Origin of the sequence: Sutcliffiella deserti (assembly GCF_020037475.1) — a bacterium.
GTDB classification, from domain to species: Bacteria; Bacillota; Bacilli; order Bacillales; family Bacillaceae_I; genus Sutcliffiella_A; species Sutcliffiella_A deserti.
The window spans coordinates 162,301-187,652 of record NZ_JAIQDB010000003.1 but is presented as its reverse complement, the minus strand read 5'-3'; the positions used below and the strand labels follow the sequence as shown (position 1 = coordinate 187,652).

32 protein-coding genes are annotated in these 25,352 nt (G+C 36.3%); 22 read left to right on the top strand and 10 right to left on the bottom strand.

All coding sequences use genetic code 11. The features are described 5' to 3' along the window. The first annotated feature begins 24 nt into the window (after nt 1-24). Both K9B36_RS09370 and K9B36_RS09365 read left to right on the top strand, forming a co-directional pair. Nucleotides 25-471, top strand: coding sequence for a hypothetical protein (locus K9B36_RS09370; RefSeq protein ID WP_223701783.1), 447 nt, complete (start codon nt 25-27; stop codon nt 469-471). A gap of 138 nt (nt 472-609) precedes the next feature. Then, nucleotides 610-1,182: a zeta toxin family protein gene (locus tag K9B36_RS09365; protein ID WP_223701782.1), complete on the top strand. Its 573-nt coding sequence runs from the start codon at nt 610-612 to the stop codon at nt 1,180-1,182. Nucleotides 1,183-1,211: 29 nt separating this feature from the next. Here the strand turns inward: K9B36_RS09365 and K9B36_RS09360 are convergent, their stop codons facing one another. The 5 genes from K9B36_RS09360 to K9B36_RS09340 form a co-directional block, all read right to left on the bottom strand. Further along, the gene (locus K9B36_RS09360) at nt 1,212-1,604 is read right to left on the bottom strand and encodes a DUF5661 family protein (RefSeq protein WP_223701781.1); all 393 of its coding nucleotides are present in this window, start codon (nt 1,602-1,604) and stop codon (nt 1,212-1,214) included. A gap of 197 nt (nt 1,605-1,801) precedes the next feature. Then, entirely contained in the window at nt 1,802-2,395 is a 594-nt protein-coding gene (locus tag K9B36_RS09355; protein WP_223701837.1) for a peroxiredoxin, read from the bottom strand. Between the two features lie 211 nt (nt 2,396-2,606). Beyond that, nucleotides 2,607-3,617, bottom strand: coding sequence for a DUF3231 family protein (locus K9B36_RS09350; protein WP_223701780.1), 1,011 nt, complete (start codon nt 3,615-3,617; stop codon nt 2,607-2,609). A gap of 558 nt (nt 3,618-4,175) precedes the next feature. Beyond that, on the bottom strand, nt 4,176-4,670 hold the full coding sequence (locus tag K9B36_RS09345; RefSeq protein WP_223701779.1) for a DUF5683 domain-containing protein: 495 nt from the start codon (nt 4,668-4,670) through the stop codon (nt 4,176-4,178). Between the two features lie 78 nt (nt 4,671-4,748). Continuing rightward, nucleotides 4,749-5,771 carry a DUF3231 family protein gene (locus K9B36_RS09340; RefSeq protein WP_399201651.1) on the bottom strand — a complete coding sequence of 341 codons (1,023 nt, stop codon included), beginning with the start codon at nt 5,769-5,771 and terminating at the stop codon, nt 4,749-4,751. Between the two features lie 1,241 nt (nt 5,772-7,012). On the opposite strand from K9B36_RS09340, the gene K9B36_RS09335 reads away from it, so the two are divergent. From K9B36_RS09335 to abc-f, 8 genes are all read left to right on the top strand, one after another. After that, nucleotides 7,013-7,324, top strand: a complete 312-nt coding sequence (locus K9B36_RS09335) for a hypothetical protein (protein WP_223701777.1) — start codon at nt 7,013-7,015, stop codon at nt 7,322-7,324. A 146-nt stretch (nt 7,325-7,470) separates the two neighbouring features. Beyond that, a complete protein-coding gene (locus K9B36_RS09330) occupies nt 7,471-7,890 on the top strand; it encodes a membrane lipoprotein lipid attachment site-containing protein (RefSeq protein ID WP_223701776.1) in 420 nt (139 codons plus the stop codon). 70 nt (nt 7,891-7,960) lie between these two features. Next, entirely contained in the window at nt 7,961-8,245 is a 285-nt protein-coding gene (locus K9B36_RS09325) for a hypothetical protein (protein WP_223701775.1), read from the top strand. 202 nt (nt 8,246-8,447) lie between these two features. Continuing rightward, nucleotides 8,448-8,948, top strand: coding sequence for a DUF6199 family natural product biosynthesis protein (locus K9B36_RS09320; protein ID WP_223701774.1), 501 nt, complete (start codon nt 8,448-8,450; stop codon nt 8,946-8,948). Nucleotides 8,949-8,982: 34 nt separating this feature from the next. Continuing rightward, nucleotides 8,983-9,438: a hypothetical protein gene (locus K9B36_RS09315; RefSeq protein WP_223701773.1), complete on the top strand. Its 456-nt coding sequence runs from the start codon at nt 8,983-8,985 to the stop codon at nt 9,436-9,438. 93 nt (nt 9,439-9,531) lie between these two features. Further along, complete coding sequence (locus K9B36_RS16880; protein WP_263399310.1) at nt 9,532-9,657, top strand: hypothetical protein; 126 nt, start codon at nt 9,532-9,534, stop codon at nt 9,655-9,657. Between the two features lie 175 nt (nt 9,658-9,832). After that, nucleotides 9,833-10,249: an ABC transporter permease gene (locus K9B36_RS09310; protein WP_223701772.1), complete on the top strand. Its 417-nt coding sequence runs from the start codon at nt 9,833-9,835 to the stop codon at nt 10,247-10,249. 789 nt (nt 10,250-11,038) lie between these two features. Next, entirely contained in the window at nt 11,039-12,763 is a 1,725-nt protein-coding gene (gene abc-f, locus K9B36_RS09305; protein WP_223701771.1) for a ribosomal protection-like ABC-F family protein, read from the top strand. Nucleotides 12,764-12,894: 131 nt separating this feature from the next. On the opposite strand, the gene K9B36_RS09300 is transcribed toward abc-f, so the two are convergent. Beyond that, nucleotides 12,895-13,047 carry a hypothetical protein gene (locus K9B36_RS09300; protein WP_223701770.1) on the bottom strand — a complete coding sequence of 51 codons (153 nt, stop codon included), beginning with the start codon at nt 13,045-13,047 and terminating at the stop codon, nt 12,895-12,897. A gap of 254 nt (nt 13,048-13,301) precedes the next feature. Here K9B36_RS09300 and K9B36_RS09295 point away from each other — a divergent pair, with 254 nt between their 5' ends. Both K9B36_RS09295 and rsgA read left to right on the top strand, forming a co-directional pair. Further along, nucleotides 13,302-14,498: an MFS transporter gene (locus tag K9B36_RS09295; RefSeq protein WP_223701769.1), complete on the top strand. Its 1,197-nt coding sequence runs from the start codon at nt 13,302-13,304 to the stop codon at nt 14,496-14,498. Between the two features lie 318 nt (nt 14,499-14,816). After that, entirely contained in the window at nt 14,817-15,878 is a 1,062-nt protein-coding gene (gene rsgA, locus K9B36_RS09290; RefSeq protein ID WP_223701768.1) for a ribosome small subunit-dependent GTPase A, read from the top strand. A 71-nt stretch (nt 15,879-15,949) separates the two neighbouring features. Here the strand turns inward: rsgA and K9B36_RS09285 are convergent, their stop codons facing one another. Further along, on the bottom strand, nt 15,950-16,459 hold the full coding sequence (locus K9B36_RS09285) for a hypothetical protein (RefSeq protein WP_223701767.1): 510 nt from the start codon (nt 16,457-16,459) through the stop codon (nt 15,950-15,952). 631 nt (nt 16,460-17,090) lie between these two features. On the opposite strand from K9B36_RS09285, the gene K9B36_RS09280 reads away from it, so the two are divergent. Both K9B36_RS09280 and K9B36_RS09275 read left to right on the top strand, forming a co-directional pair. After that, on the top strand, nt 17,091-17,633 hold the full coding sequence (locus tag K9B36_RS09280) for a hypothetical protein (protein WP_223701766.1): 543 nt from the start codon (nt 17,091-17,093) through the stop codon (nt 17,631-17,633). A 192-nt stretch (nt 17,634-17,825) separates the two neighbouring features. After that, the gene (locus K9B36_RS09275) at nt 17,826-18,257 is read left to right on the top strand and encodes a hypothetical protein (RefSeq protein ID WP_223701765.1); all 432 of its coding nucleotides are present in this window, start codon (nt 17,826-17,828) and stop codon (nt 18,255-18,257) included. Between the two features lie 150 nt (nt 18,258-18,407). On the opposite strand, the gene K9B36_RS09270 is transcribed toward K9B36_RS09275, so the two are convergent. Beyond that, on the bottom strand, nt 18,408-18,566 hold the full coding sequence (locus tag K9B36_RS09270; RefSeq protein WP_223701836.1) for a HepT-like ribonuclease domain-containing protein: 159 nt from the start codon (nt 18,564-18,566) through the stop codon (nt 18,408-18,410). A gap of 297 nt (nt 18,567-18,863) precedes the next feature. Beyond that, complete coding sequence (locus K9B36_RS09265; RefSeq protein WP_223701764.1) at nt 18,864-20,165, bottom strand: MFS transporter; 1,302 nt, start codon at nt 20,163-20,165, stop codon at nt 18,864-18,866. Nucleotides 20,166-20,409: 244 nt separating this feature from the next. Between K9B36_RS09265 and K9B36_RS09260 the strand changes: the two genes are divergently transcribed. Then, entirely contained in the window at nt 20,410-21,153 is a 744-nt protein-coding gene (locus tag K9B36_RS09260) for a YqjF family protein (RefSeq protein WP_223701763.1), read from the top strand. After that, a complete protein-coding gene (locus K9B36_RS17055; protein ID WP_399201669.1) occupies nt 21,140-21,436 on the top strand; it encodes a zinc ribbon domain-containing protein in 297 nt (98 codons plus the stop codon). Before K9B36_RS09260 ends, K9B36_RS17055 begins: the two co-directional genes overlap by 14 nt. A gap of 173 nt (nt 21,437-21,609) precedes the next feature. Here the strand turns inward: K9B36_RS17055 and K9B36_RS09250 are convergent, their stop codons facing one another. Further along, nucleotides 21,610-22,080, bottom strand: a complete 471-nt coding sequence (locus tag K9B36_RS09250) for a DMP19 family protein (RefSeq protein ID WP_223701762.1) — start codon at nt 22,078-22,080, stop codon at nt 21,610-21,612. A 149-nt stretch (nt 22,081-22,229) separates the two neighbouring features. Between K9B36_RS09250 and K9B36_RS09245 the strand changes: the two genes are divergently transcribed. The 6 genes from K9B36_RS09245 to K9B36_RS09220 all read left to right on the top strand — a co-directional run bounded on the left by K9B36_RS09245 (nt 22,230) and on the right by K9B36_RS09220 (nt 25,308). Beyond that, nucleotides 22,230-22,727, top strand: a complete 498-nt coding sequence (locus tag K9B36_RS09245) for an RDD family protein (protein ID WP_223701761.1) — start codon at nt 22,230-22,232, stop codon at nt 22,725-22,727. A 90-nt stretch (nt 22,728-22,817) separates the two neighbouring features. Then, nucleotides 22,818-23,189, top strand: coding sequence for a VOC family protein (locus tag K9B36_RS09240; protein ID WP_223701760.1), 372 nt, complete (start codon nt 22,818-22,820; stop codon nt 23,187-23,189). A 108-nt stretch (nt 23,190-23,297) separates the two neighbouring features. Beyond that, a complete protein-coding gene (locus K9B36_RS09235; protein WP_223701759.1) occupies nt 23,298-23,576 on the top strand; it encodes a hypothetical protein in 279 nt (92 codons plus the stop codon). Between the two features lie 62 nt (nt 23,577-23,638). Beyond that, nucleotides 23,639-23,776 carry a hypothetical protein gene (locus tag K9B36_RS09230; RefSeq protein ID WP_223701758.1) on the top strand — a complete coding sequence of 46 codons (138 nt, stop codon included), beginning with the start codon at nt 23,639-23,641 and terminating at the stop codon, nt 23,774-23,776. Nucleotides 23,777-23,908: 132 nt separating this feature from the next. Continuing rightward, on the top strand, nt 23,909-24,625 hold the full coding sequence (locus K9B36_RS09225; RefSeq protein WP_223701757.1) for an alpha/beta fold hydrolase: 717 nt from the start codon (nt 23,909-23,911) through the stop codon (nt 24,623-24,625). Nucleotides 24,626-24,906: 281 nt separating this feature from the next. Next, complete coding sequence (locus tag K9B36_RS09220) at nt 24,907-25,308, top strand: DUF4181 domain-containing protein (protein WP_223701756.1); 402 nt, start codon at nt 24,907-24,909, stop codon at nt 25,306-25,308. Nucleotides 25,309-25,352 lie beyond the last annotated feature (44 nt).

Genomic DNA, 25,352 nt, shown 5'->3' with positions numbered 1-25,352 from the left:
AAACCAGTAGAACGGGGGGAGTATTTGAAAAAGTTAATATTAGTTCTCTTAACTATTGTTATCCTAAATGCTTGTAGTCAGGAGAGTCAGGAGAACAAAAGACCACCTGAATTAAAAGTCAGCTCTAACAATGATGAAGTTACTGCAGTAATAGGAGCATACGATTGGACTTATGAAAGTTTTAATGGAAACTCCACTACAGAAAGTGTTGATTCAGATATACCACCAAGAATAGTTGTAAACCAAACAAAGCATTTGAATACCACACTTGGCTCTAAAGTCAATTTGGATTTTACTAAAGCACCTAAAGAAATAAAGGTGAGCATATGGAACACTAATGAAAAAGAAAGAGAAGTAGATGTTGTAGGTTCTTCTTTTAACACAGATGAAAAAGGATATATTATATACGAAATCCATGCTACCTGGGATCAGGGCTCTGTTTCATATGCCGTAAACCTACATGTAGAGTAGTCTTCAACCAAAAGGGAGCTTATCTAAAGTAAGATAGCTTCTTTTTTCTATATAATATAATGGTTAGATAGAGAACCAGCAGTAACCATTGCTTCATTTATTAAAGAGCCCTTCTAGGCGAAGAACTGAGGAGATATCATGATAATACTTATTAGCGGTAGCAGTCATTGTGGTAAAACACTGATGGCGCAACAGTTACTTGAAAAATATAAAATACCTTACCTTTCCCTTGATCATCTAAAGATGGGGATCTACAGAAGTGATCAAAATTGTGGATTCACTCCCTTAGATGGCACCGAACTAATAGGAGAAAAATTATGGCCAATCACTAGGGAAATGATTAAAACCAGCATAGAAAATAATCAAAATCTGATAATAGAAGGATGCTATATTCTTCCGCACCACGTAAAACAGTTCGAGAAATCCTATGCTGAAAAAATCATTACTGTAAACCTTGTCTTCTCGACTCTCTATATAAAAGAAAACTTCGAATCAAAGATCATCAAGCTCAGAAATGCGATCGAGGATCGTGGAGAACTCGAGCCATCTACTTACAATATCGCAGAAACTATTAATGAACATAATGAATTTAGAAAAAGATGTATAGAAGCAGGAGTTAAGTATTTTGAAATTGATAAAGAGTATGAAGTAGAGATTTCGGAAGTTTATCATTTTATTGAAAAGCAAAAGCGTATTATTGAGTCGAAATAAAGATAAACTGTTAATTTTTTATGGAGTTATTATCTGTTCCAATATAATTTTGCTTCCTCCTCAAGAACTTTTAATCTTTTATAATAATCAGGAATCTCATTAAGATGAGCCAATGCGATTTTTCCTGTAATTAGCGGGTCATCCCCAGTAACATTAGTTTGGCTGGATAGTTTCCCGTGTTCAAGTTCAGTATTCACTCCCATCCAAAACTCATCTAAATCAAACTTACTTTGAGTAAAGTCAATGCCTAAAAGTAAAGCTATTGCTGCTGCTTCCTCTTTTAAAAAGCTAGTTCTGTCCCTAAAATTAGTTGTAAACCTAGTTGGATGAGGGTTAGGTAAATTTCTATTTGATAAATGAGTAAAATTGTTAGGATAGCCCGGGGGATAATTCATATATTGCAAGTTATTATAATAGTACACATTATTCACTCCTAAACCAGTAATTAACATTAATATATGTAGATTACTGGTTTAAGAGCGTGTATTTCTTATAAATACCAAGCAATAAATCTAACGGGAAGAAGCGTTAATCCTTCTTGGTTCAACGCACCCTATAATTGAATTGAATAGTGAAAGATGCATGAATCACTACCGATGAACTTTATGAAGGGAAGTCCTTAAATTCTACCAATGTACTTTGGATCCCTAATAATACCAGGTTGCCCCTGTACCCAATTAGCAGGGACTCCTTCCCCAGTCTTTCTACTATATTGTATCCCTTGAATTACTCTTAAAATTTCGTGAACATTTCGACCAACTTCCGGTGGATTTACGAATTTAGTAACAATCGTTCCTTCTGGATCTATTATGATGGTTGCTCTAAATGTAGCCCCAGTTTTTTCATTTAGCACTCTGTATGCTTTACTAATTTTATGTGTTCGGTCACTTAATAGTGGAAACGTCACCTGAGCAGCAGAAGGAGACACCTCCGTAAAAACTTTATGAGAATACACACTGTCTGTACTTATGGCAAGTACATCTGTATTTAAGGTCCTCAGTTGATTATGGATAGCAGCGACCGCTGCCAGCTCTGTCGGTCAAACAAAAGTAAAATCACTAGCATAAAAAAATAAAATCACCCATTTTCCACGGTAACTTTCTAGACTAATTTCTTTAATCTTCTTTTCTACGTTGTCGTAAGCTTCTGCCACAAACAAGGGTGCTGTATCAGTTGTTTGTGCACAAAATGGTTGAACACAGTCTTCATACATATGACAATGCCCTCCTTATCAAAAAGTTGAACTCATATATCCATATGTATCAGACAAATTGTCGGTGTACCTAGAATTAATGAGCAGTTGCGCTGGCACAGCGAGTGCTGGCGCTCCTCAGCTATAGCTATGCTCGAGGTCTACGCTACGCTTTTTGCTCCAATCATCAGCTAGAAAAGCACTATTATCAACACTCATCTTTAACAAAGCCTTATTTTTTAATAATTTTCTTTCGTTCCTCCATTTGAGGTGGTTCTTCCATCCAACCATTTTGTATCATTATTTTTGCTCCTTTATGAGCATATTCAAAAATATCTTTCATAAAAATAGTCATTTTAGCTGGTATATCATTTCTCAAACTAAAGGCGGTTCCTAATGAACCACTACCCAACGAAAAACTACAAAAAAGACTTGTGCAATACAACATTAATTTATCAGAAAATGGTGCTATTGTTGACCGAGTTGCATTGCCTCCTGCTGATTGCGGAGTTGGGATAGAACTTTGAATTAAGACTTCAGTTAATTCTTTTACAAAACCTTTTGCAAGTTCAGCTCCATCATTAAAGTATTTTTTTACTTTTTCTTCATTTGCACATTGAGCAAAACCCGTAATCATCTGAATCCCAAGAATATTAGCTTCAACGGCGTGGTGAATCTGAGCAACCTCAACTGTATTTAATGTGCGCTTTTCGCTAAATGGATTAATGGGTAATCCACCTAAGTAGCTGTTATCTTTAACAAATTCTACTGATGTTGGCATTGACACATGAGGAGGTTTAACAAGTAAACCTTTTTCAAGCAAATATTGTGTGCAAATGATGTAATACTTTTGAGTAATGGCAGTTAGCTTTTTCAAATGCATTACAATATCTTCTCTATAACACATCGTTATATTGAGTGAGTGAAGTCCAATACTAATTTCTTTTAATAGTCGAACAAACATGATATCAAACCCATTATCATATAACTTCGGTACATCCTTATTAACATCTTGGGCAGTATAGCCAACCGGTATTACAGCCCCTTCATTTTGAAAAATTTCTGTGATGATACCAACATAGTTGTTAATCTCTCCATATAAATCAGTCATAATCCCCTTCGCTGTTTCGTCATCTGCTTTTTCTATAAAATATTCTAATATACGTAAGATCATGGTTTTCTCTTGATATGTAAGCCATAAAACACCTAATTCAGATGAAGTAATTGCAGATGGTCTTTCCATAGATTATCTCCTCCTAAAGTTTCTCATTTTAGGTTGAGCATAATATGGATTTCTAATTCATTAATCAAAAAAAATAGTTGAACATCTAGAAAATTTAATAAGTGTTTATTTAGGACGACTGCTTAAAATAGGGAGGGGAATTATTGGTTGTTCAAATAATCCAAAAATAGAAAGTGATGTTGAGGATAATTTTTTTGAGTTAGCTGTTTCTGTTAAAGATAAGGGGGACTGTTGTAGCAACTAAACCAATAATACTTAATTATGCTAATACAAACAAAGTAATTGGTTATATGTCAGGAGAATAAAGCTAATTGGTGCAATATCTTGGACTTAAGGGCCAGGTAGTTTAGCAAAAATTGCCTTTGAGTCAAATGAATATGTTGAAAAATAAAAAGGTGATTGTGAAAAAAAACTACTTATCTACCGGGGCAGGAGTTGAACAAAAAATATTGAAACGTTCTATATGTTGGTAACGGGTTTACTTCTGAGGTGCAAACTTATAATTTGCAAATAAAAGCTTTCCTACTGCAGTCTGCCATTAATCAAGTAATGTTCTTATTAATGTCTGTCAATTAGTTTATATATGCACTTTTCCACTAAATATCCAATAATTGCTCCAAGCAACCCAATTGCAAGACCTGTATAAACTGGACTAATAAAAATAAATTGGAAAAATAGACCCAAAACCATTCCTGCAACTAAACCGAAAAGCATTCCCGTGAAATCAGCCTTTTTGAGAGGTTCACTTATTCCTTTTTCTCTCAGTGTGTTGTTTATACTTATGGCTTCATTGTATGCTTGCCACATACCATATCCCCATAAAGAAGGATAAAACAAACCCCAATTGTAATGAACAACCTGATGTGCCTGTTGCAATTCTCCTCTGAAAGTATGGTATATTGCCAAATTTAAATTAGAACTATAGTTAATCAAAACTTCCAAAACCATCAAGAAAAAGCCAATAAAAAGTTGACCATTATAAAATTGACCAAATCCAGGTAAAACAAGTGACCATAATAAAGCTGAACAAGGGGATTTATATGTATTTTTCATCGTAAAATTCACCCCACATGTCCCTCAACTAGTAATTGTGTTATCAGAAAAGGACTGTAAATGACCTCCCTTTTGAGATCAGTCATTTAGATTAGCTTTGGCTAACTCATCTCTGTCTGATGCTATTGGAGGCTGTTCTAACCATTTATTATTTATCATGATATTAGAGCCATCCTCAGAATACAGCTCGATTTCTGCCATCAATCTGTTATACATAACGCCTATATCCACTCTGGGACTTTGTGCAACACCTGTTCCATAATACCCAATACTCAACCCGATTAATGCTGTTGTAAAGAACATCATTAGTTTATCCGAAAAAGTATAAACAGTGCTATCCGTGATTTCTGTTGCCCAAGTTGTAGGAACTGGAAGATTGCTTTCTTCAAATTTTTTCCCGAATAATATAATGTGCTTTTTGGCCATTTCAATCCCTCTGACCAAGAATTTTTTTACTTGTTTGTCCTGAGCAACCTGGCAAAATCCTGCTAGAGTCGCTGCTCCTAAAGCATTTCTTTGAATATTTGCAAATATATTGGAGATTTCAGATGCTATTAAAGGTCTTTTTTCACCAATAATATCCCATACAAAACGCTGTTTTTTCACAAATTCTGCTTTTTCCAAGTTTGGCAAATATGGAGACCTTATATAAAGACCTTTGGACAAAAGCAGGTCTTTCGACTGTTTAAATAATTGCATGGTTTCAGACAGGCACTCCATATAGAAATCTGTTATGTCAGCTCTGGTAGACCCCGATAAACTTGCTCCGTAAGTTGTAAGTCCAACCATTGACATTTGATTAATAAAATTTAATACATAAATGTCAGAATATAACCTAGGAGCAGTTATATCGACATCTTCCTCTATTTTAAAACCATGAGGGATTGCATGTTTTTCCTCAATAAAAATAGAAGTCAGTTTTTCTATATGTTTTATTGAGAGTTTTAACGCGTATTCAATAACAGGCTTAATCTCTGTATCCTCAGCCTTTTCTAAAAAATATGTAAGAATACAAATGCTTCCGCTATCATTCAAATATTGTGCCCAAAGTTGGGAGATTTCCATTGATGTTAACCTTATCTGTTTTCCATTCTCCATCATAAACCCTCCGAATGAATATATTATAATTTATATTTCCCCATATTCTCCTCCTCATGTATGTTGGTTGGATTTAAGTAACTTCGAAAAGTAGGAGTTCTATGTAAAGGATAAAATATCAGATATTGTAAATTGTGTAGCTATGATCCCAAGCTGTTGAGCTGGGGTCAATACTCTTCTTTCTCATTTGCTTCTATCCATAAAGAAAGAACGTCTAGTTTGGCCTAGTCTATGAGGGAGCAAAGGGAAGGTTCTACCGCTCGTTTTTTTGGATTAATATGTAAATTTTACTTGAAATAACAAAATAAAACTAAGAGGAAATAGGCATGGAAAGTGGTGAAGTTTAAGCAATTCATGAGGGAAGAGATGGTACTATACCGTGGAGGTAAATGTTTAAGAGTCACTGTATCATGTTATCTTCGTTTAACAATTTCAAATGAATGGGCCCCTTATTAGAAGAACTAACTCTTATTGGTAAAAACAAAATAGCTCCAGCAGAAAAACCGATTGTGTGAAACATGTACACATTAAAGAGTAGTTCAGTTGAGGTAGAAACATAAAACGGTTTGCTTAGCGAGCGAATTTACAAAGAATATCGCATGCTAAAATTTAACAGAAATTATGGAATATTTATAGTATTATTAAAATATATGGTATTTCCAAACGAAGAAGCTGTGGAGATAAAATTAGGTGAGATTACTAAAAATTAACATCAGAAGACCTTTTGGAAAAATGGAATGGAAACATCCTTACCAAATGGACCAGAATAGAAAGTTGTTTCATTCTATAAAAAGTTTCATTATACGGTGACTTTAAAGAGGTGTTTATGATCTTAAGGAAAAATATAAGGGTTTTGTTTGCAGCAGTATATTTGTTTGGAGTTTTAACTCTTAACTACTTTTATGATTTAAGCAATACCACTTTAACAATTTTATTTGCTATTTTCCTAGCTTTATTATGGATTTACGATATAACTAAATTATCTGATGGAAAATAAACAATAAATGATCTCATATTCAACAAACGGTGCGTTTTTTAGGAGCAAAGGGACGGTTTGAGATTAGAATTAACGAAAAAAAGACGGGTCTCTAGAATCGATTCTAAGCCCCGTGTTTTTTAAAGGGAGACATTTATGTACCCCTTAATAAGGTGTTTTTTCAAAAAGGACTACTTTTTCACGGGGCTCGGACGGTTCTACTGCTTCTTTTTGGATTAATGTGGAAAGAATATCGGAGGTTAAATCAATGAATGAGAAAGAATACTTTGATGGGGTTAACTATACTGGAGACCACCTTCATGTGGCGAATTGGGAAGAGGAAGTTGCTCCTGCAATAGAATCTATTGCTTGGGTAAGACAAGATGGGTCAATGGATTTGTTTTTTAATGATTTCCTCGATGAAAAGGAAATTAGAGTTTTATTTGAGAGTAAGGATTATTATTATGATGAACGTTTAGGTGTATTTCTTAGTAATGTTAAAACAGATGATGAAGCATACGAAGTGTTTTTTGATTGGGTCGAAAAAGTATTGTATCCATATAGAAATAAAGGGAAATAAAATTGTTCTTCAAACAGGTGTTTATCTGCAACAAGATAAGCTTCTTTTTTATGGAAGTGTATCTTGTGTAAATGTCTGATTTTTGAAATAATTGGTATTGAGTAATAGGGCAGTTTACTTCAAAACTTTAGAGGAGTGTTTTTAATATGAAAAAAATATTGTCAGTTTTCATATTTATTCTATTATTAGCTGGATGTAGTTCGGAATTGACTTTCAATGAAGTTGAAATCGCTAATACAAACAACAATGTTCGTACTTTTTTTGAAAGTGTTGAGGACACAAATGGTGCACATCTTTATTTCGATGAGGACAAGGTAATATATGTGATGTTAAATGGAAAAAACGTGATAGAGGGTGAAAATGCTGCTTATTTTACCGATTTTAGTGTGGATTCAGACGGAAAAATATTAAACATAAATTATATTGAAGAAAAAACAAAAGATTATTCCCATGCAAGTTTAAAGCAACAGGTAGTATATAAAATACATAAAGATAAGCAGTATGAAACAATACGAAGCTTCAAAAATGGCAATGAACTATCGTTTCAAACTGTGTCAGGAAACTAATTAGTAATCTTCAATTAAAGGGGCAGGTAAGCACTAAACGACAAAAATAAAAATATAAGGAGGTATAGTTATGTGGGTAATATTTGGGGTCATTGCAATAGTACTAACTTTTATAAATCTTTATATGTTTGCAGCAGGAAAGGATTATAAGCTTGCTATGGCGATGGCATTATCATTTACAGCATTAACAATTTGTGCAGATTACAGTTATCTAACTCGGTGGGTAAAAGCCGAAGATTGGGCGGCTTTATCGGATGTAATACCTGGTATGGCAAGGGCATTTTGGTTTTTGACAATTGTTTCTATCTTACTAAATATAGCACCTATATTTTTAGAACGAAAACGTAAGAAATAATGACTTATTGTGTAAGACTTTATGAATAACAGGTGCGAATGCTTAACAAAGGTATTCGCTTTTTCTTGTTGAAGTAGCTAAGCCAGATTATTCAATAACGAAACTTTTTTGGTTTGTATCCGTAAAATTAAATATACAAACAGAAGGTGGAGATCTTGGTAAATACTACAATAGTTTTAAGTCTACTGAAGGAGGTGGCTTGATGAGACTTACTATTAAAGTAATTATAATGATATTTTTTAGCCTTTTTATCACAATTAATACATCAGCAGAGTCTCCAAGAGAAATTGAATTATCGAATGGGGAGGTAGTAACGGTATTCTTTGAAGATCGCTCTAATGGTTACAGATATGAAGTGGAATTTGAAAATGGTCATACATATTTTTATGAAAAATCAGGAAATACTGGGCATGGTGGTGGCTCTCTGGAATTAACAAGTGAAGAGATGAGTTTGGGAGAAGAGGCTATTGAAAGATATGAGCAAATAGATGGAGATGCAATTACATCTAATAGTTCATCAGGCAATCCATTAGGGATAGTAATCATTTTATTCGGTTTATTAGGGGCAGTATTCCCAAAAGTAGCTTGGTATCTAGAGATTGGTTGGAAACTACGTGATGCTGAACCTAGTGAACTTGCATTAATTGCAAATCGCGTTGGAGGTATCTTAGCTTCGATAGTTGGATTATTTGTTTTACTATAAGTTAAAAAAGTGTCAAGTTGAAAGGGAGGAAAAAATGGTTGAAACACACTGGGATATAGATGAAGTTAAGCATTTAAAAAAGAAGCAATTAATCCAATCCAATCTATTAATGCTGTTGTTATTCGTGCTATTCGCTTATTTTGCTGAAAACGGAAACCTATTCCTCTTCTTCGGAGTGCATTTTGTACTTCTATGGATAATAGTTGCTATCACTTTGTACACACTAAAGACAGGAAAACCTATCGGTACAAAGACAAATAGAAGGGTACAGGAATTTGATAAAAATCGAATGGGTGAGAAACGTTGGAAGCGAAAAAAAATAACTGAAATTGTCGTCATCAGTGTTATAAATAGTGTTCTTTTTACAGTTTTAATTATTGTAGTGGATTTTGACAATTTAACTTTGGACTTTCCTATCAGTGCTTTCCCATTTATCGGTGCTTGGGTTGGCTTAAACTTAGGAGAAATTATTAGAATGAACAAATTGTAATGGTAACCGAAAAATAAGTAGGACCTTTTTTAACAAAATTGGTGCGATCTTGGAATAAGTCGTAGGTTAAGATTAATATGAGGTGAAATGGGGATGGAAACTATGGTAATTGTAGCATTTTGTGTTGCCGCAGGTGCTTTAAGTATAGCGCTTTTTGCATTTTCAAAAATAGGAGAATTGGAAAAAAGAATTAAAGAACTAGAGGATAATAAACTGTAAAATAAATGTGAACAATTGTATATAAAGTAAAGGATGCGATTGCTGCTTAAGAAAGCAGTCTTTTTTTAATAATGAGGGTAGTTAAGGAAATAGAGGAACTAAAAAACGTGTAGACGATTTAGAAAGAAAGACCAATAAGTAATCCCTTACATATTGAAATTGGAGGTGAATTTCCATGTTTGAAAAACAGTTTTATAGTCATGTAGAGAAATCAACTAAGGTGTTTTTATCAATCAGTATTATCATTATCCTACTTTTTTCAGGAATCTCATTTACGTTCGTGATTCCTGGATTGAAGGGGTTTGACCTGTTTTTTACGTTTATAACGCTTTTGATGTACTTTATGGCAGCGAACATATTTGTAGGTCTTTTTAAAGACAGTGTAGGGTTAGTTTTTGTAATTTGCTTATGTTTGAGTAGTCTAGGAATGGGTTGGCGTCTCTGGCTTGAATGGGGGGAGTTTAGTTTAATTGAACACGCGAATCTAATAGTTTATGTTGGTTACCCCATTGTTAAAGCTCTTATGATTACAGGGTTATATCGCATTATTAGATCTGTCTATGAGAAAAATTCAACATTCGTGAGCAGCTAATAAAGCTGTCATTCACTCATTCAATAAATGGGAGCTTATCTCGAAAAAGGTAGGCTTTTTTTGTGTAAAATTATCAAAATAGCTTAATATGAGTCTGCGATTTGTTATGGATAAACATGATTATGGTGAATAGTCGGTGACTCTCCAAGTTTTCCAGGTTATTTGAGGTTGATTCGGCTAATACGGAGGTAAAAGGCTCGATGAGTTCGGGGGTGAGGCCTTAATTTGGTCTATTTATCTAGCACTTAAGAGTTAATTTCAGCCAACATATTATTTTATTGTCCACTTTTTTAATATATTGTCCAACTTTTTATTTTATCGTCCACTTTTTCATTATATCGTCCAATTGGAGCAATATAAAGGCCATTCGACACAAATCGACACATGCAAACCTCATGAAACACAATTCCAAATACCGTTGACAATTTCCATAAGGAAAAATATACTAATATTGCATGACAATACGAGAAAAGGAAGGTACAAGGTGCGATGTGGAATTAATCTTTTTTCTTAGGAGTGAACTCATATGACTTATAAAATGAGGAACCTGGAGAATTGGATTAGTCTGCCCATTTTTACCTGCCACAAGTATCAGAGTATAGATGCCTCACTATCCGTTATGGATTAGTGTTATTTTTGTGATACTTACATGTAGAATAGGCGTTGTTTGCATATGCATTCGACTTGTCTTTAAAACCTCTCCAGGATTCCCGGGGAGGTTTTTTGTGATGATTGATAATATGGCTGCTCATTTATAACTAAAAAAAATTCATAATGAGGTGCTATGGAATGACAATGATTCTACAAGTAAAACAAGTAAGTAAAAGTTTTGGAGAAAGAGATATTTTAAAGGAGATTACTTTTGATATACGAAATGGTGAAAAAATAGGGTTGGTCGGCTGGAATGGGGCAGGGAAAACAACATTGATGAAACTGTTGATGGGCTCGATTCAGCCCGATTCAGGGAGTATCACAAAGTTTCCAGGTTCATTAAAAATCGGTTACCTCCCGCAGAGCACAGATTACACAATCAAGATGGATGAAGAAATGAGCGAGGAAGGAAACAGTATTCTCCGTATGACCAGCGAACTTGGGTTGGATAAATCAATCTCTAGTGAAGGGTCATCTTATGAGACTTTGAGTGGAGGAGAAAGACTTAAGTTGGCATTGGCGAAAATCTGGGCGCAGTCTCCACAGTTCCTCTGTCTGGATGAGCCGACAAATCATATGGATATGAAGGGAGTAAACTGGCTGATTTCAGAATTAGAGAAGTTTAACGGTGCTGCTATCATCATTTCTCATGACAGGTTCTTTTTGGATAAAACGGTGTCTAAAATTTATGAAATTGAAGACAGTATGCTTGTAGAGTATGAAGGCAATTACACAGCATATCGCCAAGAGAAGCAGCGTCGTCTAGATCAGCAGGAGCGTGATTATGGAAAACAGCAGAGAAAAATAAAAAGAATTGAAGATCAAGTTGCTAATCTGAAACAGTGGTCAGAGAAAGCACATCGAGAAGCTGGAAAAAGGGATAACCCTAGTGAACAAAAACAGATGGGGTTAAAAGAGTTCGAACGGGTTAAAGCGAAGAAAAAGGATAACCAGATTAAATCAAAAACAAAAAGACTTGAGCTTGAACTGTCCAAACATAAAGTGGAAAAACCGAAGGAAGAAGTCCAGATAAAATTTGAATTTGAAGCTGAGGGAAAACGCGGAAAAAGGATCCTTGAGGCGAAAGGTTTAACCAAACAATACGGTGAGCGGGTTGTTTTTGGAAAAAGCCACTTTTATGTGAAGCATGCCGAAAGAATAGGACTGATTGGGGAAAATGGAGCAGGGAAAACGACGTTTGTAAAAATGCTATTGGACCAGGAAACCATTACAAAAGGCTCACTATGGAAAAGTGGTTCTCTGAAAGTGGCGTATTTGAGCCAGGATGTTAATGATTTGCCGATGGGTAAAACCACAATGGAGTATTTGGACCTCATTGGGTGGGAACGTGTTTCCAAGGCGCGCACGATTTTTGCAAATATGGGAATGAAAGAGGAAAAGCTCACCAAACCATTGAGTACGTTGAGCCTTGGTGAGAAGACAAGAGTCAAGCTAGTGCATATGATTATGCAGGAATATGATGTATTGATCCTGGATGAACCGACGAATCACCTCGATCTGCCAAGCAGAGAACAGATGGAGGAAACATTATCTACGTTCAATGGCACGCTGATTGTCATCTCCCATGACCGGTATTTCATTGAAAAGCTGTGTGGCAAGTTGCTTGTAATTGAAGATAAAAAAATCAAGAGGGTGGAAACCGGGTTAAAGGAGTATGAAGAGAAGAAAATGAAACAGGTGTCTTCTTCTGTAAAAGAAACAAGGGAGCAGAGGGTGGTATTGGAGGCCAGGATTACGGAATTGTTGGGAAAAATCAGTATGGTGAGTAAGGATAGTGAGGAATACTCCGCTATGGATGAAGAGTTGTTTAAGTTGATGCAATTAAAAAGGGAATTGGCGTAAAGCAAAAGAAGAGGCTGTCTCGTAGAAGCGCAGGGACGGATCTTACGCTTCTTTCGAATTATGAAGGAAGCATGAAGTCCGTCCAGCTGCTTTTCATGTTATTTGCAATTTTTCGAGAGAGAGGTTGAGGACTAAAACGGCCTAAGCGATGGGTATTCTTTTCCATCCTCATATTTATAGTCGGTAAACCAACCTATACCTACAAGGAAGCGGAATAATTGATTCTCGAAGAATACGGGAATGACATCAATGGAGAGAAATTCAGAGATCTTGTACCTATTCATACTGAGGACCACCGGATTTTCAATCGCTATTGAGCCTATCACTTTAAAGGTATGACCGAAACAAACGAGCACCGATACTTTTTGATGAATCCACGAACTGGTAAGGTGATAGAAATGAGCCAGTCCTATTGCCCTGAAAGTTACTGACAGACCAGAACAAAGCTTCTTCCATTGACACCGGCCTCCAAAAGTCATAAAATACATAAGTTGATTTATTAAGAGGCACGAAATAAATAGTGGAAAGAAGTGACATAATGGCACCTGAACAACGTAAGAAAATGATAATTTTAATGATAAATATGTTTATTGCAGTGGGAAGTTTCGGGATCATCATCCCTATATTGCCGGCATACCTCGACTCCATCGGTGAGGGGGGAATGGCTGCAGGATTGATGATTGCCATATTCGCTGGAGCGCAGTTTCTTATGTCGCCACTTGCAGGCAAATGGGCCGATCAATACGGGCGCAGAATAATGATAATCCTCGGGTTAGCTGGATTGACCTTGTCCATGTTTGTATTTTATGGATTTGACTCCATTTGGATGCTTTATGTATCACGTGTTATCGGGGGAATTGGTGCAGCACTCCTCATTCCGGCACTTTTTGCTTATGTTGCAGATATAACCACAATGGATCAGAGGGCGAAAGGGAACAGTTACATTTCGGCTGCTATGTCCTTAGGTATTGTTATAGGACCGGGAATAGGTGGTTTTTTGGCCGACTTTGGATTGAAAACTCCACTGTTGGTTTCCGCGCTAATCTCTCTTGTTGCAACAGTTTTTTCCATCCTTGTGTTAAAAGAGAGCAGGGAGAAGGAACCGATGTTAGCGCAGGAGGAAAATCCGGAGCCGATGATCAAGAAATTGGCTTTATCGGTTAACAAACCGTATTTCATTCCACTTATTATCACGCTTGTGATGAGTTTCGGTTTGATGGCTTATGAGTCTGTACTTGGATTATTTATTGACAACCAGTTCGGTGCAACTCCTCAGGAGATTGCGGTAATGATTACGTCTACCGGGATAATCAGTGTAATTGTACAGCTTTTCGTGGTAGATCGTATTGTCCGTGCCATCGGGGAAGGAAATGTGCTGAATATTTTTCTATGTGTCGCGGCAGTCGGGTTCTTGGTTTCGTTATTTGCGTCAAGCTATGGTGTTTTCTTTGGGATTACCTTGATCATCTTTTTGGCTACTTCCATCTTGAGACCTGTAATCAATACATTGATTTCAAAATTGGCGGGTAATGAACAGGGATTTGCAATGGGAATGAATAACGCATACATGAGTATCGGAAATGTATTGGGTCCGACACTTGCGGGGCTTTTATATGATGTGAATATCATCTATCCATTTGTACTGGGGCTTGTAGTCCTTAGCGTTACAATTTCCGTTTCCTTCACATGGCAGATAAAACAAAGAAAGAGATTAGCGCAAATTGAATCAAATTAGTGCTTTTGTAGAAAATTCAGAAAGCCTATTTACTTTTAGATAAAAATACCATATTATAAGCAGTGTAAGAAAAAACGAACGGAAGCGAGGGATGTTTTATGGAAAAAATAATTGTAGTAAATGCCAATCAATTTAATAATGAATCACAGCCCTTGCACGGAAATCGTTAAACTAATCTGTTCCTTTACTGATGAGAGTGTAGATTTCCATGGGCTGTGATCAAACGTCCCATGGTTTATAAATTGTTATGCAGAAGACCGTGTGAGCGGTCTTTTTGTTATGCCAAAAAAATCTACTATCTATTAGGAGGAAATTACATTGAGAAGAAATGAATTAGGTTGGAATGAGTTTTTAAACAATTCTTTTACAGAATATGAGCAGCAAGGATATACAGTAGGAAGAGTGATGCTTGAACATAAAAGGTTGTACAGGGTGGCAACGGACAATGGTGAGTGTCTGGCAGAAGTTTCTGGGAAATACCGTTTTGAAACTGCGACGCGCGAGGACTATCCTGCTGTTGGAGACTGGGTGGTATTAAGTGAGCGGCAGGCAGAAGGGAAAGCTACTATCCACGCACTATTACCAAGGTTCAGTAAGTTTTCAAGGAAAGCAGCAGGCTTGACGACAGAAGAACAGATTGTTGCTGCAAACGTTGATACCATTTTTCTTGTACAGTCGTTGAATTACGATTTTAATCCAAGACGACTTGAAAGGTATCTGGTAATGGCATGGGAGAGTGGTGCCAACCCTGTGGTTGTGCTTACCAAATCAGACCTGTGCCAAGACGTCCAAGGAAAAACGGAGGAAGTGGAAGGGGTAGCTTTTGGAGTACCGATTCATGCAGTAAGTGTGAAAGATGAAACAGGGCTTGTAGAACTTGGAAGATATTTTACTAGGGGAAAAACAGTGGCGTTGCTCGGTTCTTCAGGAGCTGGTAAATCAACATTAACGAATTATTTGCTTGGGGAAGAAAAACAGCTTATTCAAGAAGTGCGAAGTGATGATGACAAAGGAAAGCATACGACCACTTATCGTGAATTGTATTTACTGCCTACAGGTGGTCTTGTCCTTGATACACCTGGAATGCGGGAGCTTCAGTTATGGGAGGCGGATGGTGCTATCAGTCATAGCTTCCTGGATATTGAAGCACTGGCTGAGCAGTGTTATTTCCGCGATTGCAAGCATGCCAACGAACCGAAATGTGCGGTGCGTGAAGCAATTGAAGAGGGGACGTTGGAAGCGGCACGATATCAGAGCTATGTGAAACTGCAAAGAGAGCTTGCGTTTTTGGAACGGAAAAACGATAAACGTGCCCAGCTAGCAGAAAGAGAGAAATGGAAGAAAATCACGTCTGGTGTACGTGGGGGCAAGAAAAGATAAGCGCAGGGACGGATATCCCGCTTCTTTCGAAGTTCGAGGGAAGCGGCAGAACCGCCCCCTGCTTCCATGGATCACGTTGCGGCAGAATTGTTTTGTGCTCGTCTTCTTTTCTCAATCGCATTCATTCCCATCACTACTGCCACGAGTTCCTCCGTCTCAAGGACGGATGTGTAATCGGACAGCTGGAAAGCTGCCGACTCAAAGAAGCTGTCCGTTCTTTTGAAATCTGCTGCCAATTCATCTTTTTCATCATACAAAGTGTATTCCCTGGAAAAAGCGGGGCTTTCCAATCGATAGATACCGCGACCAAAAGCATTATATTCATAGATAGACTTGAAGAAGGCAAAACGTTGTCGGAGCTCGCCTAGCTCATTTTCCTTATGGTCTTTAACAAACCATTTGTTTGAGAAAAAACCAAACCCCCCACTTACGATAATATCCCCTTCTGGTGTTTTAACATCAACAGCAGCAGAGAAAGCACTTCGTAAATCTAACTTTCCTATAACTTTTTTATCCTCATTAAAAATTTCCGTTTCCCCCGAAGAAAAGAAATTATCAGAGAAAAAGACTGTTTTTTTCATATTGCTGTCCCTCCTTTTCACTCTACTTGTTTATACGAGTCAGAAGGGCAATGGTTTCAATATTATCCGATGGCTCAACTGGTTAAGTATGTTGTTTCTTCGTATTTATATCTCTAGTAATGGTATTTTATGTTAAAATATAGATAAAGATGTTATTCAATCAAGAGCAGTTATGTAAAGAAGTGTAGCGGAATATGAACTTGTAAATGTAACGGATTAGATTAAGAAGTATAAAACAATATAAGGGTTAATTAAGGCTATGATAAACGCCGCTCNATGTTAAAATATAGATAAAGATGTTATTCAATCAAGAGCAGTTATGTAAAGAAGTGTAGCGGAATATGAACTTGTAAATGTAACGGATTAGATTAAGAAGTATAAAACAATATAAGGGTTAATTAAGGCTATGATAAACGCCGCTCTTGATTTCCGCAAAAGGCTACGCGTTCCACGGGGCGGTGCTGGAGCCTCCTCGGCTACGCCTGTGGGGTCTCCAGTCTACCGCGGCCGGACGTGGAGTCTCCGCCTTTTGCTCCAATCATCGCTAGTGAAGTACTATTATCAACACTCATCTTTAACAGCGCCTAATAAAAATGTATAAGGTAAACAGTGGTAGGAGTGATTACGTTTAATGAGAAAAATGAACTACTATATTATGATTTTAGTGATTTTAGGTATTGGCTACTCGGTATTTTATATAAATAGTTATAGCATCAAGAATACTAACGAATCTGTTGAATCCAGTTTGAAAGATTGGTTAAACAGAGGGGAAACTCGTCAATTAAATCCTATTCTAATAGAAAAAGTTAGAATAGATGACACAACAACTCATATTGGGCTGTTTCAATTGGAAAATAATAATATTGGATATGTTCGGTTAGTTGAAGGGGTGAACGGAAGATTAAAAATAACAAATACGGGACACGGTACTGGTGAATTGCAGTACCAAGATATAGAAACGAACAAAGGATTATATTACATTTTGGTTGGGGAAAATACAGAGAAAAAAATTCATAATATACGTGTGGAACTTATGTATGAAGATTACAATTTTAACGTTGATGTATCTACAGAAGACCGCTTTATTAGGTATCATAAATTGCCTATTAAATTTGAGAAACCATATCCTGCTGAAATTACAGTACTCGATAAAGAGAATAATGTAATAGAATAAAATGGAAAAAAGGATGTTGGTTCTATTGACATTAAGGTAGGTGGATACATAGCAACAGCAGAAATGGAACTTCCTTTTTACATAACTGCGGTTGTTTACTCTGCAGATGATATTAAAGGAATTTCGATTGGTGGGGAGTCGTATGCTTATAATCCCCCTGTCTCTAAGTTTACTAACGAGAGGAGAATTTAAATGAAAAAATTCCCATTTTGGTTTTTAATATTTATTATGAGCTTTCAATTAATGGGATGTAGTAATTCTGAAGAAACATCAATACCTGATGAGAATACATTTATAATAAATTTTATTAATAAATCAGAGATAGAATTCCAAGGAGTTGAAGTTTCATATTTTCAAAATGATATTCTTAGAGGTACTGCAAATATAGAGAATGCTAGTGAAAAAGAAAAGGTGAAAAACGGAGATAGTATACCTCTAGAGTTTAATATGAATAACTTTAATTTAGATGAAGAAGCCAAGTTTGACGTTACTATTATAACTGACAAGAGAACAGAAGAAAAAATCACTATAAGTACCCCTATTTCCACTAAGCTCTCCACATTGAAAAGTACGTACTATATTGAAATTAGTGGAGAAAGTAAAGAGAGTCTAACGTTAAATTAATGTACATCGAAAGCACAGGGACGGATCTTCCGCTTTTATCGAAGTACGAAGGAAGCCCTTCTATATCGAGTTAAAAAAACGATGTCCAAACAGGAAAAAAGGAGGCACCTTTCTATAGAAAAGGTGCCTCCTCTTTTTAGTATGGGGTGTTCAGTACAAAAGAATGGTTTTTGTATATTCATTAAAACCCATTATGTAATCCTCAACGGTTTTCTGAAGAATTACTAAATTTATTTCTTGATAGTCATGAATAGCGATGTTACGGAATCCTACCATAGCATTCATCTTTTGAGTTAGGGAAGGAGAGATGAAAGTGTTGATAGAGAAACAATGGAAATCCTACAAGTCGGAGTTCTTGAAGAAAACCATACCTCGGCAAGAGCAATGGGAATAAAAAGAGGTTCGCCTATTAATGAAGTTATAGCAACCTAGGGTGAGGATTTTTTCACTTATGAAGATAAAGAGCAAACTATCAATATTTTAGGGTACATTGATCACCAAAGTAACTTACAATTATCTTTTGTACACTATGATGATAAAGTAATAGGCATCAATATTGGTTATGCTTTGGACAGAATGGAACCAGAGGGACTGTCCCTCTAGTTACTATGGTGTCCGTTTTCTTCTTCCTAAAAACCAATCTGAAAAGTTGGTGAATTGATTTTCAAAGTTGTGGAACTTACTTCGTTCATCTTTAATCATATCTTCTTTCTTATCAAGTACAGTTCGTAAAGGCTTCCAGTATCTAAGGGCAACGAGGACAAGAGAAATGATCACGCCATATAGGCAGTATAACAACCAAGGAGCTGCAGAAGATGTTCCTACACTTAATAATTGTCCGCCTAAAAATTTCCCTGCACCTTCCCCCAGCCCAGAAACAAAATTAGATAAGCCAAAAAATGCTCCTATCAATTTGGCCGTCCCAAGTCGTGTAATAGTTATATCCATGGTTGGGACAAACAACATCTCACCAATAATGAAAATGGCACCACTTAAGATAAGCCAATAAAAATTGGTGGAAAAATAAATCGTTCCGAGACCTATCCCTAAGAAGAGACTACCGGCAGCTATTGAAAACATCGGGTGTATCTTATCGATAATCCTTCTTGTGATAAGGGTTTGTAATAAAATAACAAGGATACTATTAATCGTCCAAATTAAACTAACTACACCGGGGTCTGGCAATATACTTTCAGCACGAAGAGGCAGGCTGATCGAAAGTTGGGTATATAGTGCCCAAACAAAAACCATGACTATGGAAAATAGGATAAAAGCATGATTTTTACCGATTTCTTTATATTCCTTTATTGAAACTGGAGTACAATCTTCATCTCCACATCCTTTTTGTAAAAACAGCCAAGTGATAATGCCCAGTACTACATAGAGACCGGATGCTACAAAAAATACAACGGAAGATGAGCCCCCCAGCACAAAGTAGGTTAACAACCCAGCAAGTGCTGTTCCTATACTGGCAGCAATTCCTCTTAAGGAAAAAGCCGTTGTTTTATTTTTATCCGATGAGGCCACAACGGAGATGGCAGCTTTAGTGGAAGGAGCATTTAGCCCAATCCCAATACCGCTTATTAAGGCAACCAAAATCAGCAACGAAACTTGATTCACTATCGCGTAGCCACTAAGTGCCAGAGCGTTTATCCAAGCCCCAATTGCAATCACTGTCCGTCTTCCAATGCGATCCGCTAAAAACCCCCCTGATAGACTACCTGCTTGGAACGCAAATGGTGTTACCGCTAATATTATTCCAATGCTACTTATATCAAGGCCCTTATGTATTTTTAAGTAAATAGGTAAAATAGGCAGCACCATATAAGTACCTAAGTGAGAAAGAAGAACACCGAATAGTAATATTCTTAATTGTGTCTTATTTGAATTGACTGATTGAAATGGCATTTTTCCCCTCCTACACTTCCCTGAGATTTTTATATTTTTTACCTAACTTGTTAAAAATATAAAAATTTCTTACAGGTTAAAAATAATTCTATTTTACAGAACAATGGCGTTAGAGTGAGAGGGACGGTCCTATTGATTAGTTGCCCTTGAAAAAATATCTTATTGTGGAAATAATGGAAATTAGAGAGTATTGGTATTAAGTAAAGGTCTGAACTGAAAATTGATTGATCGGGGGATGAATAAAATGAATCACGAACTAAATGAAGTTGATCATCGTCCATTTCCGCTTCCAAAGAGTCCGTGGCTTATGAAACAAGATTGGGACCAATTGCTATTTATGCATTGGCCTATTCCAGTTAAAGAACTTAAAAAGCATCTACCGTCCGCGCTTGAGCTAGACACATTTGAAGGTACGGCCTGGATTGGTCTTGTTCCATTTGCGATGAATAATATTAGGATGCACGGCTTGCCACAGGTTCCTTATGCTAAGTCATTTCTAGAATTAAATGTGCGGACCTATGTGAAATATAATGGGGTGCCAGGTGTTTATTTTTTCACACTAGATGCAAATCATAAGCTAGCTGTAGCTGGTGCACGACGATTATTCTCCTTACCATACGTTAATGCAGACATGAGAATGACAGAGGTAAGTGGACTGATTGATTTTAAAAGTGAACGAACCCATCGAGGATATCCAGGTGCAAGCTTTCATGTTGCGTATCGCCCAACATCGCCGGTCTTTACTGCTACAAAGGGAAGCATTGAAGATTGGTTAACAGCTCGATACTGTTTGTGGACAACTAAGGGCAAGCATGTTTATCGAGGAGACATACATCATATGCCGTGGGAACTCCAACAAGCAGAAGCAGATATCAAAATCAATAAGATTGCCCCATTTCTACCGGCACCCTATTTCGATAGTGATCCGTTGCTTTTATATGCACCATCGATTCGTGCCTTTGTGTGGAAACTAGATCGCATGGTTTAGGCACGGATCTCCCATTTTTTCTAACTTCAAAGGGAGCGGGGGATCCGTCTCACTTGCTTCTCTACCTTTCCCCAAAAGCGTAAGTTTCTTAATACCCAATGTAAATCCTCAGAATACATCGAAGACGTGTAAATGCGGTCATGTTGAAAAAAGCAATAAAAACAGACATAAATTCAAATGTAAAAAGTGTGGATACGTAAGCCATGCTGATTTAAACGCAGGAATCAACATATCTAAAGCTGTAAGTGGCTTATCAAAGAAAAAGAATAAAAAAGCAGCTTAAACTAGTGTTATGGTAACAGTAACACCGCCTGTTAGGTACATGTATATCGTAAGTATATAGAACGAAACAGGACGGGCTGATGACACCGCCCTTAACGGGAGGCTAGTTCAAAACAGAAATGGACAGCGAACGCTTTAGCACTTCAGAATCCCATTGCTTTAGCTGTGGGAGTGTCAATCATCAATCACTTCAATAAATTCCTTATGGATATTAACAAAATAGGTCTCTAAGAGTTCTCCGATTTTTCCATTAAGCTGCCAATATTCGTTATCTGCCTTTTCAATAATGTTATAGAATTCTTCTTCAGGGATCTCTTCGTTTTCTAATGCTTGAAACAGCTTCCATAACTGCACGCCATATTTTTCTTCTATTAAAGCATAATCTTGGGCGTTAATTTCTTTAAGAGCACGAACAAGCTTTTCGAAGTAACGGGCAGCACCTAACTCTTCTATATCCGAAGAGCACCAATTGAACAGTCCCTCATGACCTGCACTTTCAAGCTCCGAGTAATAATGGTACACCATACGCGCTTTATTAGCAGTTTCATTGTCAGTCGGGAAATCATAGTCACTCAATAAGAATACCATCGCATTCCAAATATCATCTTTGGTCCTTAATTCTGCTTTTTTCATTTTATGTAACAAATGAATTCCTCCTTTAGCCAACTATATTTCTTAAAAATACATTAGCATAAATTCCCTTCTTGTTATACGATTAATAGATAATATTTACAGGACCATAGAATAAAAGGGGGAATCACATTGTATTTATTACTATCCCCTGGAGGTGTCAAATGAACAACATACCAATAAAAAAACGTCTAACAGAACTAATAGTAGATTACTTAGTAATCGTTGTTTACCTGCTTCTATTATTACTTGCCAATTTAGCAATTAGCTTTCTTATTCTGGACGGAATTCCAGCATATACTGAAATCCAAGCACAACTAATAGCAACACTGACATCCGTGATCCCAATCATCTTACTATTTTCCTATCTCGATTTTTATAAAAAAGGTTCGATTGGAAAGAGGGTGGCTGGATTAAAAGTAACTTTTATCAATGAAAGATTCAGCTCAAGTTTAATGAGAAACGTCATAAAGTTCATACCATGGCAATTAGGACATGTAGGTGTGATTCATGGCATGTATAGTGAGTTTGATATGGCGGCAATTATCATTACTAATGCAGGATCACTGCTTGGATTGGTTTTGCTCTTAATGGGGTTATTCAGAAAAGATAGACGTCACCTAGGTGATTTGATGGCAGGTACGAGAGTTGAACTGAAATGACTGGTCGGTAGGGAGGAACACATTGTTCTATCTCCCTGCTTCTAAACGAAAGAGATACTAGAAGGCTAACTAAACAAGGGGGATTAAAATATGAAATTGTACAGAGTTATCATTCCTGTGTCGAGCATTGAAAAAGCAACTGAATTTTATGGTGAAATATTAAATATGGAGGGGAATAGAGTCTCAAATGGAAGGCATTATTTTAATTGTGGAGGGACGATTTTAGCATGCTTTGATCCAAACGCAGATGGTGATAATTTCGAACCGAAGCCTAATCCTGATCATATTTATATATCTGTCTCTAATCTTGAACACATATATAATAAATTTAGAGATTCGTATTGTTCATTTATAGAGGATTCAATAACAACACAACCGTGGGGGGAAAAGACATTTTATGTTAAAGACCCTTTTGGTAATCCAATTTGTTTTGTTGACGAAAAAACAGTATTTATTGGCTAAATGAGAAGGCATGTGAGCTACTGCTGGTGGTTTTTAAGATGTTATTCAATTTAAGGGCAGGATAGTAGAACAAGAGAATTATTCACACAATGTAGAAATGAAGTGTTAATGGGGGGGATAAATATTTTTAATAAAGAGAAACGATGGAAGAAATGGGAGAAAGAAAGGAGATTAGGGAAATGGAAATACATATTCTTACACGGATTATTACTATGTGGAAGTGTTTCCTTTCTCACTCAACTTGCACTAGATCTTTACCAAGAGGACTTTCTAGATATTTATGGGTACCTTTGGTTCTCGTTTGTATTCGGTTTAACATATGGAATCGGAAGTTGGATTACAATGGAAGCAAGATATGATCGTTATTTGAAAAAAGAACACTATTGAAGTAAATGGGAGCGATTGTTCAAAAGGATAACTACCTATATTAGAAATTGGAGGGGTTTTTTTTGGCATATTTTTTCATCGGATTTGTAGTGCTTGTAGTTGGATTTTCAATATTTAAAGCCATAAGGAAGAGAAAATTACCCAGTAACAACTATACTCCATTTGATGACATAACAATGGGTAAATCAGATAAAGAATAGTTTCTATTTGAATCTTGCTTATTCCACTATCTGGAGCGATTGCAGCACAGTGAGTCATTTCATGCTTAAGAGTCGGGCAGATATAGATTACGTTAATGTGTTGAATTAATTCTTAACAATAGAGGTGAAGTTATGGATTTTTCGAATAAATGGGCAAACTCCGAGGAAGCAAAGATTCATTACCTACAAAGCACCAACTATAATAAACTCTTAACCCCTTTAGTTTATGTACCTGGTGCATTAAATTACGCTGAGCAATCAACGGACTTATTAAGAGAGTTAGAACCAAGAGGAATTATATCAATGAGCCTACGGGGACGTGGGAACAGTGAGTCTCCAGCTAGCGGTTATTCCTTTGAGCACCATGTAAAAGATATTCATTCGGTAATATTACAGAGTAAAGTTCGTGAATATTGTTTAATGTCATATTCAATGGGAGTTCCATATTCTATAAAATTTGCTTCTAGTCATTCAGATATTAAAGGATTAATTATTTGTGATTATCCTGCAAAATACCCAGCAATACCAAAAGCTTGGTCAGAAAGAATTCTTAGTCGTAGCTACATCAAAAAAGAGATGAAACATGTTGTTGAGGGAATTCAAAAAGAGTCTAAACCCATTGATCTATATGGTGAATTATCTACAATAAATGTTCCCGTATTAATTATTAAGGGGGGAACTGAAGGGTCTCTCTTAAAAGATAGTGAAGCTGAAAGATATAGGGAAAATCTTCAAAATGTTGAAGTTGTTGAATTGATGGATTCTGGACATGAGCTTTGGGAGCCAAATAAAGATGATTTTCTTCAGATAATCAAAGGGTTCTTAAGAAAATTGGATAGTTTTCATTGAATTAAACCTGATTTAATAATAGTGGCTTTTCCGTTATCTAGGAGCTTATCTGGAACAAGGTATGCTCCTTTTTTGTGGTTATCTGGCATTTATTGAGCAAGGGTTTTTTTGTACAACCTACATAGAATATTAAAAATAAGACTTTAGTAAGCTTCTTTTTTTATGGAAAATATATCTTGAGTTAATATCTGATATTTGAAATAATTGGTATTAAGCAATAGGCACTTCTAACTGAACAAAGGATTTGAGATATATAGAAAAGAATATTAGAGGAGGAATAGATGGTCATTACAAAACTGTTACTATTTGGAGCAATATTTTATTGTTTAAAATTTGTATTGAAGGTCGTTCTTATAAAGATATTCAAGGTAAAAGAAGAGCCTTATCATGAGGAATTCGTTAACAAGAAACACAAAATCATTAATATGATTATAGGTGTTATCATATTTCCTATTTTGGCATTCCTTTTTTACCTTCAACATCTAGAAATTATTTCACAGATGTTATTCTTTGGACTCTGTTTGATAATTATTGCGTTATTTTCAGTTATTGAAGCATTTTTTTGGTGGAAGGAAGAAGAGGAATCTAGATATTTCGTATTATGTATCGGAGAAGGAATGTTATTTATTATCTTCGGAATCATAATCTGGCAGTTTGGTATATTCGGGCTAACCACCATTTAACTACACTGGTATTGTTAAACACTCGGGAGCGATTGCTTAGCAAA

What these genes read in the sequence shown, in the direction of transcription:
- K9B36_RS09365 (WP_223701782.1), top strand. Translation starts at nt 610, where the DNA reads ATGATAATACTTATTAGCGGTAGCAGTCATTGTGGTAAAACACTGATG.
- K9B36_RS09350 (WP_223701780.1), bottom strand. Translation starts at nt 3,617, where the DNA reads ATGGAAAGACCATCTGCAATTACTTCATCTGAATTAGGTGTTTTATGG.
- K9B36_RS09345 (WP_223701779.1), bottom strand. Translation starts at nt 4,670, where the DNA reads ATGAAAAATACATATAAATCCCCTTGTTCAGCTTTATTATGGTCACTT.
- K9B36_RS09340 (WP_399201651.1), bottom strand. Translation starts at nt 5,771, where the DNA reads ATGATGGAGAATGGAAAACAGATAAGGTTAACATCAATGGAAATCTCC.
- K9B36_RS09335 (WP_223701777.1), top strand. Translation starts at nt 7,013, where the DNA reads ATGAATGAGAAAGAATACTTTGATGGGGTTAACTATACTGGAGACCAC.
- K9B36_RS09330 (WP_223701776.1), top strand. Translation starts at nt 7,471, where the DNA reads ATGAAAAAAATATTGTCAGTTTTCATATTTATTCTATTATTAGCTGGA.
- K9B36_RS09325 (WP_223701775.1), top strand. Translation starts at nt 7,961, where the DNA reads ATGTGGGTAATATTTGGGGTCATTGCAATAGTACTAACTTTTATAAAT.
- K9B36_RS09320 (WP_223701774.1), top strand. Translation starts at nt 8,448, where the DNA reads ATGAGACTTACTATTAAAGTAATTATAATGATATTTTTTAGCCTTTTT.
- K9B36_RS09315 (WP_223701773.1), top strand. Translation starts at nt 8,983, where the DNA reads ATGGTTGAAACACACTGGGATATAGATGAAGTTAAGCATTTAAAAAAG.
- K9B36_RS16880 (WP_263399310.1), top strand. Translation starts at nt 9,532, where the DNA reads ATGGAAACTATGGTAATTGTAGCATTTTGTGTTGCCGCAGGTGCTTTA.
- K9B36_RS09310 (WP_223701772.1), top strand. Translation starts at nt 9,833, where the DNA reads ATGTTTGAAAAACAGTTTTATAGTCATGTAGAGAAATCAACTAAGGTG.
- abc-f (WP_223701771.1), top strand. Translation starts at nt 11,039, where the DNA reads ATGACAATGATTCTACAAGTAAAACAAGTAAGTAAAAGTTTTGGAGAA.
- K9B36_RS09300 (WP_223701770.1), bottom strand. Translation starts at nt 13,047, where the DNA reads ATGAATAGGTACAAGATCTCTGAATTTCTCTCCATTGATGTCATTCCC.
- K9B36_RS09295 (WP_223701769.1), top strand. Translation starts at nt 13,302, where the DNA reads ATGGCACCTGAACAACGTAAGAAAATGATAATTTTAATGATAAATATG.
- K9B36_RS09285 (WP_223701767.1), bottom strand. Translation starts at nt 16,459, where the DNA reads ATGAAAAAAACAGTCTTTTTCTCTGATAATTTCTTTTCTTCGGGGGAA.
- K9B36_RS09280 (WP_223701766.1), top strand. Translation starts at nt 17,091, where the DNA reads ATGAGAAAAATGAACTACTATATTATGATTTTAGTGATTTTAGGTATT.
- K9B36_RS09275 (WP_223701765.1), top strand. Translation starts at nt 17,826, where the DNA reads ATGAAAAAATTCCCATTTTGGTTTTTAATATTTATTATGAGCTTTCAA.
- K9B36_RS09265 (WP_223701764.1), bottom strand. Translation starts at nt 20,165, where the DNA reads ATGCCATTTCAATCAGTCAATTCAAATAAGACACAATTAAGAATATTA.
- K9B36_RS09260 (WP_223701763.1), top strand. Translation starts at nt 20,410, where the DNA reads ATGAATCACGAACTAAATGAAGTTGATCATCGTCCATTTCCGCTTCCA.
- K9B36_RS09245 (WP_223701761.1), top strand. Translation starts at nt 22,230, where the DNA reads ATGAACAACATACCAATAAAAAAACGTCTAACAGAACTAATAGTAGAT.
- K9B36_RS09240 (WP_223701760.1), top strand. Translation starts at nt 22,818, where the DNA reads ATGAAATTGTACAGAGTTATCATTCCTGTGTCGAGCATTGAAAAAGCA.
- K9B36_RS09235 (WP_223701759.1), top strand. Translation starts at nt 23,298, where the DNA reads ATGGGGGGGATAAATATTTTTAATAAAGAGAAACGATGGAAGAAATGG.
- K9B36_RS09225 (WP_223701757.1), top strand. Translation starts at nt 23,909, where the DNA reads ATGGATTTTTCGAATAAATGGGCAAACTCCGAGGAAGCAAAGATTCAT.
- K9B36_RS09220 (WP_223701756.1), top strand. Translation starts at nt 24,907, where the DNA reads ATGGTCATTACAAAACTGTTACTATTTGGAGCAATATTTTATTGTTTA.